Origin of the sequence: Halogranum amylolyticum (assembly GCF_900110465.1) — an archaeon.
GTDB lineage: Archaea > Halobacteriota > Halobacteria > Halobacteriales > Haloferacaceae > Halogranum > Halogranum amylolyticum.
The window spans coordinates 11,261-27,768 of the sequence record NZ_FODV01000034.1 but is presented as its reverse complement, the minus strand read 5'-3'; the positions used below and the strand labels follow the sequence as shown (position 1 = coordinate 27,768).

The 16,508-nt window shown below is 53.0% G+C and carries 11 protein-coding genes and 1 pseudogene; 6 read left to right on the top strand and 6 right to left on the bottom strand.

All coding sequences use genetic code 11. The features are described from left to right. Positions 1-671, bottom strand: a pseudogene (locus BSG17_RS24425) (ISH3 family transposase); the annotation flags it as partial. A 672-nt stretch (positions 672-1,343) separates the two neighbouring features. Between BSG17_RS24425 and BSG17_RS24410 the strand changes: the two are divergent. Next, the gene (locus tag BSG17_RS24410; protein ID WP_089827977.1) at positions 1,344-2,531 is read left to right on the top strand and encodes a sulfatase-like hydrolase/transferase; all 1,188 of its coding nucleotides are present in this window, start codon (positions 1,344-1,346) and stop codon (positions 2,529-2,531) included. Between the two features lie 695 nt (positions 2,532-3,226). Here the strand turns inward: BSG17_RS24410 and BSG17_RS24405 are convergent. Beyond that, the gene (locus tag BSG17_RS24405) at positions 3,227-3,484 is read right to left on the bottom strand and encodes a hypothetical protein (protein WP_089827976.1); all 258 of its coding nucleotides are present in this window, start codon (positions 3,482-3,484) and stop codon (positions 3,227-3,229) included. 149 nt (positions 3,485-3,633) lie between these two features. Here BSG17_RS24405 and BSG17_RS24400 point away from each other — a divergent pair, with 149 nt between their 5' ends. Continuing rightward, on the top strand, positions 3,634-7,551 hold the full coding sequence (locus BSG17_RS24400) for a heparinase II/III domain-containing protein (RefSeq protein WP_089827975.1): 3,918 nt from the start codon (positions 3,634-3,636) through the stop codon (positions 7,549-7,551). 503 nt (positions 7,552-8,054) lie between these two features. Here BSG17_RS24400 and BSG17_RS24395 read toward each other — a convergent pair. Beyond that, positions 8,055-9,227 (bottom strand): ISH3 family transposase, encoded by a 1,173-nt coding sequence (locus tag BSG17_RS24395; protein WP_089827980.1) that lies wholly within the window; start codon positions 9,225-9,227, stop codon positions 8,055-8,057. A gap of 85 nt (positions 9,228-9,312) precedes the next feature. Between BSG17_RS24395 and BSG17_RS24390 the strand changes: the two genes are divergently transcribed. From BSG17_RS24390 to BSG17_RS26520, 4 genes are all read left to right on the top strand, one after another. After that, positions 9,313-9,540, top strand: coding sequence for a helix-turn-helix domain-containing protein (locus BSG17_RS24390; RefSeq protein WP_170864951.1), 228 nt, complete (start codon positions 9,313-9,315; stop codon positions 9,538-9,540). Beyond that, a complete protein-coding gene (locus BSG17_RS24385; protein WP_170864950.1) occupies positions 9,533-10,087 on the top strand; it encodes a transposase in 555 nt (184 codons plus the stop codon). Before BSG17_RS24390 ends, BSG17_RS24385 begins: the two co-directional genes overlap by 8 nt. Beyond that, positions 10,084-10,557, top strand: a complete 474-nt coding sequence (locus BSG17_RS28830; protein WP_394327990.1) for a hypothetical protein — start codon at positions 10,084-10,086, stop codon at positions 10,555-10,557. Before BSG17_RS24385 ends, BSG17_RS28830 begins: the two co-directional genes overlap by 4 nt. A gap of 1,153 nt (positions 10,558-11,710) precedes the next feature. Then, positions 11,711-12,496, top strand: coding sequence for a hypothetical protein (locus BSG17_RS26520; protein ID WP_139246801.1), 786 nt, complete (start codon positions 11,711-11,713; stop codon positions 12,494-12,496). A gap of 287 nt (positions 12,497-12,783) precedes the next feature. Here the strand turns inward: BSG17_RS26520 and BSG17_RS24350 are convergent, their stop codons facing one another. Genes BSG17_RS24350 through BSG17_RS24340 form a run of 3 tightly spaced genes read right to left on the bottom strand, consistent with a single transcriptional unit; the run spans position 12,784 to position 16,387 of the window. After that, the gene (locus BSG17_RS24350) at positions 12,784-14,241 is read right to left on the bottom strand and encodes an ethanolamine ammonia-lyase reactivating factor EutA (RefSeq protein WP_089827967.1); all 1,458 of its coding nucleotides are present in this window, start codon (positions 14,239-14,241) and stop codon (positions 12,784-12,786) included. Between the two features lie 14 nt (positions 14,242-14,255). Next, positions 14,256-14,984, bottom strand: coding sequence for an ethanolamine ammonia-lyase subunit EutC (eutC, locus tag BSG17_RS24345; protein ID WP_089827966.1), 729 nt, complete (start codon positions 14,982-14,984; stop codon positions 14,256-14,258). Beyond that, a complete protein-coding gene (locus tag BSG17_RS24340) occupies positions 14,981-16,387 on the bottom strand; it encodes an ethanolamine ammonia-lyase subunit EutB (protein WP_089827965.1) in 1,407 nt (468 codons plus the stop codon). Before BSG17_RS24340 ends, eutC begins: the two co-directional genes overlap by 4 nt. Positions 16,388-16,508: the final 121 nt, after the last annotated feature.

The following is a 16,508-nucleotide window of genomic DNA, read 5'->3' as shown; positions in this document are numbered from 1 at the left end:
CTTGCTTGATCGTCTGTCCCCAGCGGACGACCGGCATGACGTAGGCGTGGTTGTGCGCCTGAAGCAGCGTCAAACACTTGCTGTCGTAGAATTCGCGGTCAAGAAAGACGGCCTTGACGTCGAGGTCAAGGCCGTCGAGGATACCGAGAAACTCTGCGAGGACACTGCTGGCGGTGTCGCCGTCGGTCAGACGGCGACACCGCCAGCGTGTAGCGTTTGTTCTTCACACGCGCGTAGAGTGTCGCGTAAGCGTGGAACGCGGTGGTCCCACGCTTCGCTTGGGAGTGATAGAGACCGTCGGTGTTGTCTTCGTCACCATAGTAGGGCCGCAGGTGGAGGTCAGAAACGACCTCCACCTGCTGGGGAAGGACGTCGAGAACGTCCTTCTGGAGAAGCGTGTTGCCAACTTGTTCGAGCGTCTCTAGGTCGAACTTGGTGCGAAGATGGTAGAGAACGGAGTTTTTGTGGGGTGCATCTTCGCTTCTCTCACAGAGCGTCGAGACCGAGGTCCCGTCGGCGCAAGCGCCGACGAGGACCTCGTAGATGTCTTCAGCATCGAGTTCAGCGTTTTCACCGAGAGTGAGAGCAACTTCCTCGTCAAAGGAGTTGACGAGGAAGTTAAGGAGCTGGTCCTCGTGGATTGAACCGTCTGCTTGTTGGGTTTTAGACACACCTTCTGCAAGCAGACCTTCTAACTAAGCGGCTTTGTGAAGTACTGAGACTGTTACTGACGATACGCGCGGCACGTACTCTGACGACTACACCCTTGCCCAGCTCCACACCGTTCCAGCCGGAGCTTGAATACCTTGCTAATCACCTCTTCAGGCAACAAGCGACAATGATCATTCGGATGGAGTTCGTCCACTCATCAAGCATCGTATCTACTCTTCGCTTGATCTTGCGCACAACGCACGGCTGAGTTCGATGCACTACAACCGCCGCTGGATGATCGAAACCTTTCTCTAAGCCTCAAGCGTACGTTCGGCGCAGCCGTGTATGTGTGAAGCTGACATCTATAACTCCGTGAAATGGTGCTGAAATGCATCGTTTCCAACCTCCGCCGGAGCGTGAGATCTCCGTGAAATCCAGCGCCGTATACCTACCCGACAGAGGACTAATAAGTGGCGACACGCTCCGTCGGTTCGCTCATGATCCTCTCGTCGAGACCGTCAGTGCAACTGCTCCGCCACAGAACTCAGGCTTCAGAAACAGCTAGCCGAGGATGCTTTGTGAGGTACTGAGTATACGAAGAAGGGTTGGTATTTATATTCTGGTGCCCATATAACTATCCCGCTGAGAAACAGTACAAAATACTTAATTGAAAGCAGAGTATCTATCGTGATATGAAAGAGCTGAGTGACCTATCAGTGTCAAATATATACATATACGTGGCTGATGCTCTGCGCTGGGATGCACTTCCTGAGCGGGTGAGTGAGATGGGTTTAACCATGAAAACAATTAGTGCAAGTATTCACACGCCCTCCAGTTTTCCCTCTATAACAACCGGACTTCATCCCACGCAACATGGTGTCTGGGACTTCTCATATAGACTCGATTCAGAAACGACAGATCTACTGAATCTTAGAAATCATTCTACCGCATTCGCGAACTCACTTGATGAGAGATTTGTAGATAAACCCCCACGAGAGTTTGTTCTAGATAAGGTGTTAAATACGTCTGTTAGCTCAATGAATTATATTGAGCAAATTAAACCTCCATTTGTGTTCATGGAGAGAGGGCGTGGTGGACACTCCCCCTATGGAAACTATCCGGGAAACGGGTGGGAATATTATCGTGAAAAAGGAGATTCATCAGCCTCAGACTATCAGGCTGACTATAACAAGGGCGTTAGTATGGATGCAGCCCACTTCATATCTCAAGTCGAAAAATTGAAAAAAAGAGATCTGCTTGAAGATACGCTTATTATCTATACTAGTGATCATGGAGAGCTATTGGGTGAAAATGGTTGTCTAGGCCATAATGAACCAATTCATCAAAAGCATGTAGAAGTACCTACAGTGTTTATCCACCCCTCAATTGAAGAAGGATCATCAGATGGGCTGATGCGTCATATAGATCTCTTCCCGACCATTGGCTCATTACTCCAGTTGGAGCTAAATAAACTACCTGGGAAAGATTTAACAACCGAACCTCCAGCAAATATCGGTGCTAGTTTTTATAGACGGTCAATAAAGTCAAAAATCCCAATAGATACTAAATTGGATTACGAATCTGTGTGGGATTCGTCTGGTGGATTCGTTTTCCCAAAAGTAGGGAGAGATAGTCGTGCTCTCGTTTTGGGAGGCAAGTTACTCAAAGCATCGAAAAGAGAATTTATGAGAGCAAATCTCCCCTCAGTTGTGAAATTTTATCTTAAAAACACAACCAAATATGCCAATCCATCGTTTGATGCCAAGTTTGCTGAACAATACTTAGAAGAGATACATCAACTAAACAAGTCACGTACAGAGCAATCCGAACTTGATAATAATGCAAAAGAGCGTTTACGTGAGCTCGGATATTTAGAATAATACACTCATTTTTGGGATACCGGTGCTCACAGGGTCAAAACCCGAGGTCTTACTCGATGTCTCTGAATAATGTCTCGATTCGCCATGTCATCACCTATAACATGATGAGATGGCTCGCTTTTACGTCGATCTTGTTCGAGACGATGTACTTCTCGCTAGGTTCGTCATCTTCATCTGTCTCGTCCTCTGAGGAGTCGTTCGGTTCTTTTCCCCTGCTTGTAGTAGGATTCGGGATACGTGACGAAGGCTTCTGAGCAACTCATGTCAAAGAGACAAGTGTTCGCTGGGACACCTATCTTAAGGAGTCCGTTGATCAAGTCAATTGCTAGCTCAATGCGTGTCTTCGCGTTTCGCTCCTGTGTAGCATATTGTTGATGCAGAGCAGTCTTGTGATTCTGTGGTGCGGTTGATGAGACGAAAACCGGGTCGTTGGAAGATTAGCCGACCAACCTCTATTCCGACTCGGCTGGAGAGACCGGTATCAACAATTTCCGACAGATGAGCATCGTGTTTTTTGTCGTAGAGACAGATGCTGAGTGGGTGCGTGGTTTTTTGTCAGCATAGGGAGTTTTTGTCTCCAGATATAGCCGTGTTTGGTGTAGTCATAGAATTTCCCGACGTTTGGAATTTGTTTGCTAGTTTTATGAGTGGAGGTGTCGTTGATGATGACGATACCTTCACCACTACATGCGGTTTCATTGTGTGCCTGCAGGAGCGCGACTCCGTTCTCTGTCAAGCTGGTTAGTGTCCCAGTTGTACTCGGTGAAGAACTTGTTCAACGCCCGTTCGCTTTTCGCTGGAAGAACGTGTATCAAGATACTCTCGACGGTCTTGTTGCTGACCGCAACAAGACCTGTCACGTAGGTTTTCGCATGGTGTTTCTGCCGCGTGGAAAAGCACGCTAGCTCGTCAGTTGGGACAGTGCAGGAGAGAAACGACGTGATTGGCAGCATCAACTTCTCTAGGTCGCTGACCTCGATAAACGTTCGAGGTCAAGTGTCTAGATAGTGCCACCATACATTCAAACAACGTATATAAACCCAACTTTTCGCATGTGTCATCTGGATAAATACTATATATCTGCAAACTCTATTGTCTAAAAATGAACGAGAATAATTCAATAAAAGATACTAATAAAGTCGAATCAAAAATCGGTGATAATATCGAGGGAATTAGCTCGAGCTTTGGTCTTGGTCGTCGCGACTTCATGAGGGCAACGAGTATCGGAATATGCGGAACGCTGTTATCGAGTTATACTGCGTCCGCGGTAACGTCAGATCGGAAAACAAGATCGACTTTCTACACCGATGCGAAGCGGCAAAGTGCCCAAGAGAACATCGCAACCTACAGCTGGGCGCAGTCGCGACGAGATAGTAGAGTGCGGACCGCAGAAGCTATTCTCGCCCAATTCTCGCTAGATGATCTCTGGAATTACGTCGGATCACAACACATTCCTCGAGCAGCATACCTCGCGAATGGTACTGCAGGGTATTACCCGTGGTCAAGCAACTGGGGGCCAAAGTACCCCGCTTCCGGTGTTAGCTATGCAACGAAGCCGGGCGAGAAATGGAAGATTACAAACGGAGAGTATACACTGCCGACAAATGATTTCGAGGTGTATCGTCAAAGCGGCCTTGACGATACTGGCACGTTTGACCCGTCATTAGCTGATGACTCTCTCCTCGTCAACGAAGCCCATCCGGAGATGGGGCCACAGTGGGGTGTCGATAATGGTCTCGGCTGGGTCGACGAGAATGGTGATCTTGGAGAGGCAGGAATACGGTGGACGCCAGTTGCGTGGGCCCATCACTGGAACGTCATCTACGGACTTCGTTCGATACTCAATCCTCTCTTTGAGGCGTATCTCTATACCGAAGACCAGCGATATGCGCGTGCTGCCACCGTCCTCCTCGATCGGTTAGCGGACGTCTATCCTGAGATGGATCTTCAGGATACGGTGTATTTCGCTGATGGCGGATACACCAAGGTAAACGGACTCCCGAACCCGACCCACGGTGGAACTGGACAAGGAAAACAGATTGGCTCGATTTGGGAGTCCTACTGGGTTAAGTCGGTTTTGAAGGCGTACGACGCCGTCTTCCCGGCTCTCGACGTGGACTCTGAACTCACGAACTTTCTCGACCAGAAGGCAACGGAGTATCCCGGATTGTCTGCGAAAGATACCACTGACGCCGTGCGGACGAATATCGAAGAACAATTCATCAAGCAGATGTTACCAGGTATCAAGCAGGCTCAGATACGCGGGAACTTCGGGAGTCATCAAGCGACCTTGGCACTGTCGGCTGTCATCCAAGACGATCAGGGTGGCTACACGACTGACGCGCTTGAATTCCTGTTTCAAGCCGGAGAACTCAAACAGGTCTCAGATGGAAGGGAATTTGGACAATGGTCCATCACCGGTGGCCGAATTCTCTCACGGTTGCTCTCTGACTTTGATCGCGACGGATTCCCGAATGAAGAGAGCATCCATTATAACAGTCTCGTTGCGCAAGGGTTCCAAGGGACCGCTGAGGTTCTGAACGGCTACGACGGATATGATGGGGCAGACCTGTATCTCAACCCAATCTTAAACCAGACGTTCCGGACACAGTCACACTTGACATTCCTTAATCAGTATGTTCCCCGGCTCGGGGATACTGCCGGTGCGGGAAGTCCCGGGTTTGGCTACATGATCGACCCGGAGAACCTCGTCCAGGCATACGCGAAATACGGAGACGACGATCTTGTGCAGTGGATATATCATCGTAACGGGAAATCCACGTCGGGACTGCGTGGCAATATCTTCGACGAGAATCCAGAGGCGGTCAGTGAACAAATCGAGACGGTTTTGAATACGAGTGGGTTATTGGATCTTGACAGCACACAACATGCTGGGTTCGGATTCACTGCTCTTCGAGCAGGATCTGCTGCGCAAGGAACAGGACGGGGGGTGTGGACATACTATGGACGGAACGCCTTCGGTCCTGATTCGGGATACGGAACCAGCCACTGTCACCGTGATACACTCAACTTAGGATTGTTTGGTCACGGACTCAATCTCGCCCCCGACTTAGGATATCCCGAGGAAACGGGTGACTGGCCAAAGCGGTGGAACTGGACAGCGAACACCATCAGTCACAACACTGTCGTCGTGAACGAACGGAAGCAAGACAAGCAGTGGGTCAGCTCACCACAACGATTCGATCATACTGACCGTGTCCAAGTATTCGACATCGAGGCCGATGATGCATACGAAGAGACAGATATGTATCGCCGAGCCACTGCACAGGTCACTGTCGATGACAGTGATTCATATATTGTAGATTTCTTCCGTGTGCAAGGAGGAGACGACCACCACTTCAGTTTCCATGGTCCAGCAGTCCCGATCGATCGAGTGGAATATGACCTTCGACAAGGTGTCTCGGAGTTTGTCGTCGAAGAAGGTGCAGGGGGGGTCGAACCATCTCGCGAAGCCGCCTATGATGACGATTGGTCCACGTGTGTCTTCGATCCCTCGAGTGAATCTCACGAAGCACGTGGACTGTACGTTACTACCGAAAGCGATGTGGTGGCACAAGTATTCATTAATTCATCCCCGACTGGGACCGAAGAGTATTGGCACCACGTTCAGGCGATCTATCTGGGAAAAGATGCCAATGGGCGGCACGTCTGTGCGGGAGTCGGGAATCATGGCTCTGGGCAAGCCCCGAGAATTGGAATTTACTACCCTGATGACGACACGTGGGGAGAGTACACAGATATGGAAGGCTGGCAGAAGCGGACTTGGTACGCACTCAACATCTCAAAGAGTGGGTTGACAGTTGATATCTCGTTACAATTGACAGCGAGTGGGGATGTCCACGCGAGTGAGTCGTATACGTTAGCAAGTGCGACCGACGGAAAGGTTGGCATCTTTGGCGCCATTGGAGGGGGACAGACAGGTAACCTTTACTTTGATGCGTTTACCCACAATGGCACCCCAATAGAATTCCTGCAATCTGATTTCACAAAACAACAGGGAATACGCACTTGGGACCTTGATCTTGTGGAGCAAGCCGAAGGAACATACGCTGGTCTCGATATACCAAAGCCAGGTCATGGGGAAGACACCGAATACAATAGGATCGTTGGAAACGGATTTAATTATCTATACAATGTCGAAAGAGATAACGATCCGACCACTGCTGCTTTCCGTACTACTTGGGATGTAAGGGATCATTGGGACGTGCGGGCAGACAACGCAGAAGACGTGGAACTATTACTAACCATGCGCACCGATTGTGATGATGTCGCTATTGCCAGTGGGGATCCCCCCCAACGATGGAACAATCCACAGACGTTCAAATATCTAATTGCCCACAGGAACGGGTCAGACCTCTCATCAGTATTCTGCTCTGTGATTGAACCATACGAAGAAAGTCGTTTAATCAAGTGGACTTGGGATCCACCTGTCAAGAGTAGTGACCCGATGGCCCGTGCACAAAAAGTCAGGCTCAAAAACGGCCGCACAGACTATATTGTCAGTGCAGCTAATCCCAAGGTAAAACATCGTTGTGGTTGGGCCTTCCACTTTGATGGTGCGTTTGCAATTTATTCGGTTGACACTGAAGGGAACCCCGTATACGCATACTTACTTGATGGGTCTACATTAGTAGCTGATGGTAACCGACTCATTAATCAACCGGTTGGACGCATCGAAGGAACAATCGAGGACTTCACACGTGATTTCTCACTTGACAATATGTTGCAAGTTCGCGTGACGAACGGACCACTGGATCCACAACTTATTGAAGGAACGGTTGGTTCGTGGGTGTACGCCGATGCTGTGGACGACCGGAATGGTGCGTACGAAATTGTCGGTGTCGAGAATGCAACCAGCACTAGTGCAACGCTCAAGATCGGAGAGCGGACGATGATCAAGCAGTTTACTGATCCAAGCAATCCCAGCGCTGGCTATGAGTATCTCCTCCAAGAGAACGGCGATTTTGTCATTCCGTTGAGTTCCACTTGGTCTAGGTAATCGCTACCCTCTCCTCAATTTGTACCGTCCTGAGCCTTGAATTCGGGTCCATTTCCGTTAAATGCATCAGATGTGTTGAATCGGTATTTGTTAGAGGAGTCGACGCAGCCACAGATATCATTCAATTTATTACATCCACTTTTCACAGATGAATGCCAATAGGTTGGGGTGGTGGTCTTCAGTCTGCCTGTCGTGCTAAACGAGAGTTGTTCGTAAAGCCTATCGAAATCTAATAGGGATTAGCAGATATATTGATGCTCGCCAAGTCCTGGATCGATGACTTCCTTGGCTCTCGGTTGCAAATCTCATCTTAGGAACTATCGGTACTTCCCATCATCCTGAATCGCTGACGCAATTTCGAAGGATCAGTTGAGGGATTTCTCGAGTTGATGTAGATTACTCACTGGCGAGAGGTGCTCTCACGTCAGTGAGAGCGCCGACCACGAAGGAGAACGACACAGCTGACGCTCACTACTGAGCACTCCCGCTGGACGCGGGCAAGCTTAGCCCGCGTCCAGCTGTCCATACGTCGCAGGAATCCCGACGCCGTTCGTTTGTGCCGCCCACTTTCGAACCAATCTCTCTCCAAGGACGTGATCGATCCACGTCCGGAAGACCTCAAAGCGGAACCACGTTGGCAGTGCTCGCCCGCCGCGACGCGGCGTGGCGAGCACACCCCATCGAACGATAAGCCACAGATTCCGCAGCAAGAAGCTCACGACGACGAACAACAACCGTATGACTGGGTTAGTGGTGGTTGTTCGTGCACGTGCTTCCCGCATCGTCCGGAACGCTGTCTCGATCGCCGAACGCTTCTGATACAGTGCTTCGACCTCCTTCGGCGTGCGATCGGCCAGATCGCACGCCACGTACGCGCGGACGAGTAGACCATGTTTGCCACGGTTGCCCTGCTGATAGGGGACACAGACCGCGAGCGGGAAGCGCAGTTCCCGCTCGCTTCCCTCATACATCGCGTACTCTGTCCAGTAGGAGATCGATGTCTCCAATTTCTCAGCAATCCGTTCTCCACGACCGATAACTGGGAGAGCGACCGGTGCGGTCGCACGAAGCTGCTGGATACAGCCACGGTTGTAGAACCCACGGTCACAGAGGAAGCCGACAACGTCGAACGGAAGGGCCACGACGTGGTCGAGCAGTCGCTCGACCGCGTCGTTTTTTGATTCATCACCACGGACAGCAGTAACTGCGACGATGAGCGGCTTTGCTCGACAGAGAACGAACCCGGCAAGGTAGCGATGGCACTTGGAGGTGCCATCGCGGGGAGTGGTGTGGCAGAGTTCGCCGTCAGTGAGGTGTGAGCAGCCGTGGTACTGGATATCGACGAAGTCGAGGCAGATGATCCTCGGCGTGGGGCCGAGGATCATCGTTGCCTGTTGTCTGAGAAGGTGATTAGCAAGGCGTTCAAGTTCCTCGGCTGGGACAGTGTGGAGCTGGGTAAGGGTGTAGTCGTCGGAGTAGGTGCCGCGCGTATCGTCGGAAACAGCCTTGATGGATGTCTGCTCAACGGCAGCTTGGAGGAGCGTTTGGCGAATAACCCCGGAGTCGAAGCCGCAGCCTTCGACTCCGGGGATCGGTATTTCGGAGAGGAGCTCAAGCGCTAAGTTTTCGAGGTCAAAGGCCGTAAGAACCGTGTCTGGATGGTAGAGAAATCTCATAATCACCCATCTAGACGCTTTCTGAGAAGCTAACCCCGTCAGTCGTGGCTATCAGCTGTCTTGATGGGAACTACCGACTATCACCGTGCTCGGCGACGCCCCTCGATCTGGCCGCCCTCCACGCCTCTCTCCGGAACAGTGGGAAGACCTGACGGCGACGCTGAACGCGTCGCCGACAGAAGCCGGCTACGACGAGCCAGCGTGGACGCCAGAGCTCGTCCGGTCACACATCCTCGACACCTACGACGTCGAGTATTCACACGCGCACATGTACCGGATGCTGGCCAAGGCCGGGCTGTCTCGTAGTGGATAAGAGAAGTATTGCAACTACGACTCCGGCAATTCATAGCCCCCAAGGGCCGGAACGGACGCTTACAAGTGGCCTATCCCCAGAACTTAGCTTGTGTACTAGCCAGACAGCCCGGCCGTACCACCAAAAGACCGATCCGGTCGCGAAACAACAGTGGCGCGATGAGTTCAAAAAAAAGTGGCCGCGACTGAAACGAGCCGGCTACACGATCGTCGCGATTGATCAACACACGCAAGCGGTCGCGACGATCAAAAGACGGGACTGGTTCCCGGTTAACTCCCGCCCGAGACTCCCGGTCTCGGTCGGGCGTGAAGTCATCAACATGCTGGGCGCGGTCACCGATAGCGGTGACCGCTTCGTTGCACTAACGCCGAACCGATTCAAAGCAGAAGTCAGCCAACACTTCCTGAGAGCGTTACAGCACGAGTTCGGCCCGAAACTCGTGATCGTCTTGGACAACGCGAAGTACTTCATCGCGACGGACTTCAAGAAGCAGGCCGCCGCAGACGGCCTGCTTCTTGATTCTTGCCGCCGTACGCCCCAGACATGAATCCGCTCGAAAATTGCTGGCTGCAACTGAAAACAGCACGAGCGAACCGTCTCTTCACCACGCTTCCAAAGGTACAACGTTACCGCAACTCACCTCACCGGAGGTATATCACTATTTATGATGATCTCTATAAGGAAAGGAGAGGCTCTCTTCAGTCTACCCTACACTCGTGGATTTCAATCCGTTCTGGAAGTCCTGCTTTACCACACACTGGACACGTGACGAGCGGCGTTGAGGGGAGTTTCTCACACGACTTCAATGCGGCATGTAGATGCGCTTGGACGTCGGGATTCTCAGTCCGCGAGAGTGCCTGCGACAGATGCATCTGTAGCTCCTCGCGAGCACTCATTGGCCCGTCTCCTTGCGTTTCGCATCCATCCGCAACCCAAGCTGCGCGAGTGGGCCGCAGGAAGTCCACCCCCGCTCTTGGGCGACGAATACACGCCACTCTTCGAGAGTACGTCCATTGAGCGGTTGATGGTGGTCCAGCTCACGGCCGTCAAACACGACGACTGTGTCGGCTGGGCGATAATAGTGGTGGGTAGAACCAGTGCAGTCAGTGCCCACTGTGAACGAGTTGGTAAGGGCACTAGTGAGGTGGTCAGCTAGCGATTCGGTACGCTCTTGTGTCGCGGCGTGCGTAATTGACATTGCTTCTTGTCACCTTGAGAAGCACCCGGTCACGTGTCTCCAGCACGTGGCCTTTCTGCGGAAGGCGAAACCAGTACTTCTCAAAGATTAGTATGTTTTCTGCTTACTTAATATTTGCCATATTCAGCAAGATTGTGGTACACAGCAACTATATAACATCCGCTAAAAAGGATGGTTATGTCTGATCGACGCCGCGCTCTGCTAACAGATACAGAGCGCGAACGGATTGCAGGGAAAGGCCCTCAACAACGACAGTATGAGTCAGTCTCTCGAGTTCGACGGCGTGTAAAAGAGGAGTTACCGAAGGATATTGCACTCCTCAAAGAACACCACGAAGACTTACTCGAAGAGATTCGAGACGTGGTTTGTGAGGAGGGAGATCGCACAAACTGACTCGGAATCTGACTGTTCGTTTCAGTCGATGTCATCCGGCTCAAGTTCTCCAGCAAGATATGCCTGGCCCAACTCAGAAATCTCGTAGTATCCTCGATCTGGTCGGGATGCTAAATCTCTCTCGACAAACGCTGTTAGACGTCGGTTCACGTGCTCCCGACTAATTTCTAAGTTGTAGGCAATTACGGCAGGCGAGAGAACAAGCTCAGAGTCAGACAGCGTCTGAAGAATCAAATCGTCAGTAGGGGTCATCCAATCAGGACGCCGACGCATATGTAGACATTCTTCAAGTACGGTATAACCACCCCGGACAGACAAGTGTGAATCATTATTCAATAATCGTGTGTTGCTAATTAGTGATTAGTATTAAGTAGCCATCGGGGTAATAGGAGTACAAGCACTGCTCATCGAGATTCTGCTCCTCCAAAAGGAGCCCGCGGTGGCACGCGGACTCGGTGTGCGGTTGCAATGAAGTCAGGACCGCATGTTCACGAAGCACGCAACGGGACAAAAACCTCCCGCAAGACCAGTCGCATATTCCCCTGAGTACGAGGTTTTCCTTCTGGAGGTGCGGAAGGCGTGACAGCGACGACTGAAACATTGCTCGAGAAGATTAACGAGTTAGAGCACCGTCTCGAGACAGTCGAGCGTAACAATCAACGCCTCCGGGATACGGTCGAAACCCTCGAAGACGAAAACGACCGTCTCCGAGACCAACTCGACGACGCTACCGAAACAATCGAGACACTCGAACGCACAGTCACCATCCGCCACGACCGGCAACTTGCCCACTTAGAAGAGATCATCATCGGCGAAGACGGAATCCTTGTCGACGACCAAGAAGCCCACCTCGCCGAACGTGGCCCCATCCTCGATTACCTCCAAGACGTCGTCCACACGGAGGATCTCCACGCTGAACAGCAAACCCGCTCGAAACACGACGCAAAACTCGAACGCAAACTCGCAATGATAGCCGACGAAACCGACGTCGAACTTACAGACACTGCGATCGCCGGTGAGGACAAACTCCAGCGACTGCTCACATACGGCCCCGAGGATATCGCTGATCGCGTGTATAACGTCCACCACCGCGCTCGAGACGTCCTCGCACATGCAACCTCGTGGGGGCAACGCACGCGCGACAAGTTCGGCGAACGAGTTGTAATGAGCGCCCGCACAGTCAAGGAAAAACTGGGGCTCAAACGAGACGAGACACTGTCCTCAACAGAGGTGCGACGCGTCTTCGAGAAACTCGAGCAGTTAGCTGCAGACTCACCGAGACGCGTCCGTGCAATCACCGGGGGATCCAAGACAAACAAACTCGTCATCTCGCTTCGCAGTGAGGAAACCACGAGAAGAGGCTGACAGTCGTCGGTAGCGTACACGAAGACGACCACTGCCACACCCACCCCCTGAACGCCCATCCGGGCTCACACCCACGACCGGGACACGACACACACACACCACACACGTTGGGAACGCTCCCGCCTTGCTAGCCGGGTCGGTTAGTCGTCGGTCTATTTCTCGAACGGCAGTCGACGGCAGTCTATGGAACATCGAGAGCCGAGTTCCCTCTCACACCACGTGACAGCCAGAGTGGTTGACACAGCGAGATCCAGACATCCAAGCGTCTCTCTATGAATGATAGACGATTAGTCAGCCGCCGAAGGGGACCCGAAGATAAGGGACTTGACCACGACAGGAACAGCCTGACTAGATAACATTGGCTCACCAACATCGAGATAATCGCCGTCACTCACAGCAATCTCATCGATGACAACGAGCGGCGACAACTCAGTCGAACTTGCCCGCAGACATTGGGCAAGTGCTTTCGCACAGTTCTGCCTCAGAACGATCACGACTGGTAATTGCCTGCGAGTATACCCAGCGTCTGCATACCCCTGCGTGAGTGCCTGCGCAAGGGTCTGCATGCGGTCGTACGAGAGCGAGCCAACGTCAGGAAGGGCCAATACGAGACCTGCCAACTGCTGTGTCTCATGGAGGGCCAATGCGTGTTCGAGACACCGACACACTTCCGCAGCCAGCGATGTACAATCCGTTGCAGTAAGTGACGCCTCGACGACCGGGAGGTTTCGCAATGGGAGGGCGTCTTCGTCGAGCGACACTGTGGTCCCACTGAAAGAGGTCGTTTGTGTCCCGGCACCGATGACAGTCGCACGAATCGTTTCGTTCGGCGAGCGGTACGCCACCGGAGACGAGTCAAGCCGGTCACGAATTGCTGCAGCGAGGAAATTGCCGAAGTCATGGTACGCGAACAAATCGTTATCCGTATCCGACACAATTAGCTGTCCGACGCCACCACTGAAGCAAATGCCATCAATCGATCGTGAGGCGTACTCACTCTCCCCGATGGTAAGCGCCTTCGTAATTGAACTGCATCCGGTACCATCGATGGTCTCGAAGACTGCATCAGCCATCAACGCTGCCAGCTCACGGAGTTCCTCGTCTGCTGGACGAGACCCAATTTCCAGAGAGAGGCCTGCTTCCTCGAGAAGCTGCGCTGCTGGGAGAGAGATATGTGTAAGCGCCCCACTCGGGTCAAATCGGAGCAGTCGACCACCGACGTCGAGACATCGCGTTTCGACGACCGAGTCACCGGCAAAGAGACACATGTTGGTTGTTCCCCCACCGATATCGACGTTGAGAATCGTCGCCTCGCGCTGCCGTGCCCATGTGGCAGCCCCAGAGCCGGTCCCCGCTAAGACGGATTCTAATTCGGGGCCTGCCGTCGCGACAACGAACTCACCAGCGTCGGCCGCAATCCGCGTCACTAGTTCTTCGGCGTTTGTCTTATACGAGGACTCTCCGGTGACGATGACGGCACCGCTGTCGATATTCTCAGGAGTATACCCTGCGGTCTCAAATTCGGTCGTGACGAGGTCCGCAATCGCATCGACATCGAGCGTCTGGTGGTCCAACAGTGGCGTCTCGTAGATAGTGCCCCGATAGACGATGTCTGTATCCTCAATCTCGACGGTCACCGCACCGAGCCCTGTCGTCGAGAGTGTGAGTTCACTGATGATGAGTTGCGTCGTTGTAGTGCCAATATCGATACCGACGCTTGTCAGCGTGGGTGTCTCTGCAGCCATCGCTTAGCTCCCCGTCATTCCAAATCGAGGCCGCTGCCCTGTTGGTCATGCATCGTGGCCACGAGCTCGACAATCTGTGCGCCCGCTTCAATCGCCGGCAACCCATCTGGGTGGATGTTCGAGATCACCGATTTCTTCGCCGTCGGTTTCCCTCGCTCGGGTCCATAGACTAGGTAGGCGCTCAGACTTTTTGCGGTGTTCAGTCCGGGCCGTTCGCCGATGAGGTTCACAATAACTTCCGCCTCGAGTTCTTCGCCGATGGCGTCCATCACATCGACACGGCCAAACTCCACGAAGAGCGGCGTGCCGACGGTGAAGCCCCGTTCTTCGAGTCCGTCAGTGAGTATCGGCAGGAGGTCACCGATGTTCGCATCGACAGCGGTCGAACTGAGCCCGTCACAAACGATGAGCTGGACATCTGGGGCGTGAATGCAGTCGTCACGAAGCTGTGTTGCTGTCGCGTCGCTAATCTCTCGGCCCAAGTCTGGGCGTGCGAGATACTCATCTTGATCCGACACTCGGCTCGTGATTTTGTGAAGCCCCGCTCGCTCGATGGTTTCCTCAGAGACACGCGTGAGGACGGCGTCGCGAGCCCGCGCATGATCGGCCCGAAAGGACAGTATCGATGCCGTTCGTGGGCGACGGCCACTGCGGCCAACTCCAAGCCGAGATGGGCTTGCATTGAGGATTCGATCAAGCGCTGTCTCATCGTCATCGTCAGCACGTGGTTCAGAATCGGTCATTGGTCTCCCTCTTGTGGCAGGTGCGCTTCGGGGTCGTCCAAGAAGATCGTCAAGTCGCCCGCCTTCGCAGTCAACTGGCCATCTTCGACGATGCCCATCGCCTCGAGCCACGACTCGAATTCCGGCGCCGGATGCACATCGAAGATATCCCACAGTGCGGCCGCATCGTGATAGCTATTCGATTGGTAGTTGAGCATCGTGTCATCGCCCATTGGGACGCTGATGAAGTAGTTCGACCCAGCCGCCGTCAGTAAGACGGCCAAGTTCTCAATGTCGTTTTGGTCAGCTTGGATGTGATTTGTGTAGCAGGCATCGATGCCCATCGAAATCCCCGTTAGCTGGCCCATGAAGACGTCTTCGAGCCCGGCTCGGATGACCTGTTTGCCGTCGTAGAGATACTCGGGGCCGATGAAGCCGACGACGGTGTTCACGATGAATGGGTCATAGCGCTTTGCAAGGCCGTAACAGCGCGCTTCCAACGTCACCTGATCGACGCCTGCATGGGCATTGCTGGAGAGCTCCGACCCTTGGCCCGTCTCGAAATACATGAAGTTCGGCCCAGCGGCTGTACACTCGTCTTTGCCAAACGCATACGCTTCGTCAAGAAGCTCCACATCGATCCCGAAGCTCTCGTTGCCAGCTTCAGTTCCGGCGAGACTTTGAAACAGAAGGTCTGCCGGCGCACCATTCGCAACCGCTTCCATCTGCGTCGTGATGTGCGAGAGAACACAGTTCTGCGTTGGGATTTCCCACGTCTCGATGAACTCTTTTGTGACCTCGAGGAGACGCTTCGTCTGCTCGGCGTTATCCTCGACTGGATTGATGCCGATGACGGCGTCGCCAACCCCGTACGAAAGGCCTTCTCGAATCGAGTTCCGAATGTTGTCGATATCGTCGGTTGGGTCGTTTGGCTGAAGACGAAACGAGAGTGTTCCCTCACCGCCGATGGTGTTGTTACAGCGCGCCGTCACGGTCATCTTCGAGGTTGCCTGAATCAGATCCAGATTCGACATGAGCTTCGCGACAGCAGCAATCATCTCACTCGTTAGCCCGGGACGAATCTCGGCAATCTCGTGCTCTGTTGTTTCCTCGGCGAGCAGGAATTCACGGAGATCAGCAACTGTCCAGTCACGAAGATCTTCATACACGTCCTCGTCGACTGCATCTTGGATGACGCGTGTCACCTCATCCTCTTCGTAGGGAATCGCAGGATTCTCTCGGTGGGTCGCCAACGAAACTCGACTGAGGGCGTCCTTGGCTGCAACGCGCTCTGCAGCAGCGTCTGCTGCAATCCCTGCGAGTTCGTCGCCGGTTTTCTCTTCGTTGGCCTTTGCTAATACCTCGATGAGCGAGTCGAACGAATAGCGTGTCCCGGTGATCGTGGACTCAAAGTCACTCGTCATCGGTGCTGTAGGGGTGTGGGTCGCTCCAAGCGGTGCTGGTGGGTACGTACGCCACGTACGGGGGGGACGATCACAGTCTCGTGATCGGTGAAATGCCGGTCATGTGAGCTAATTTCTCGCA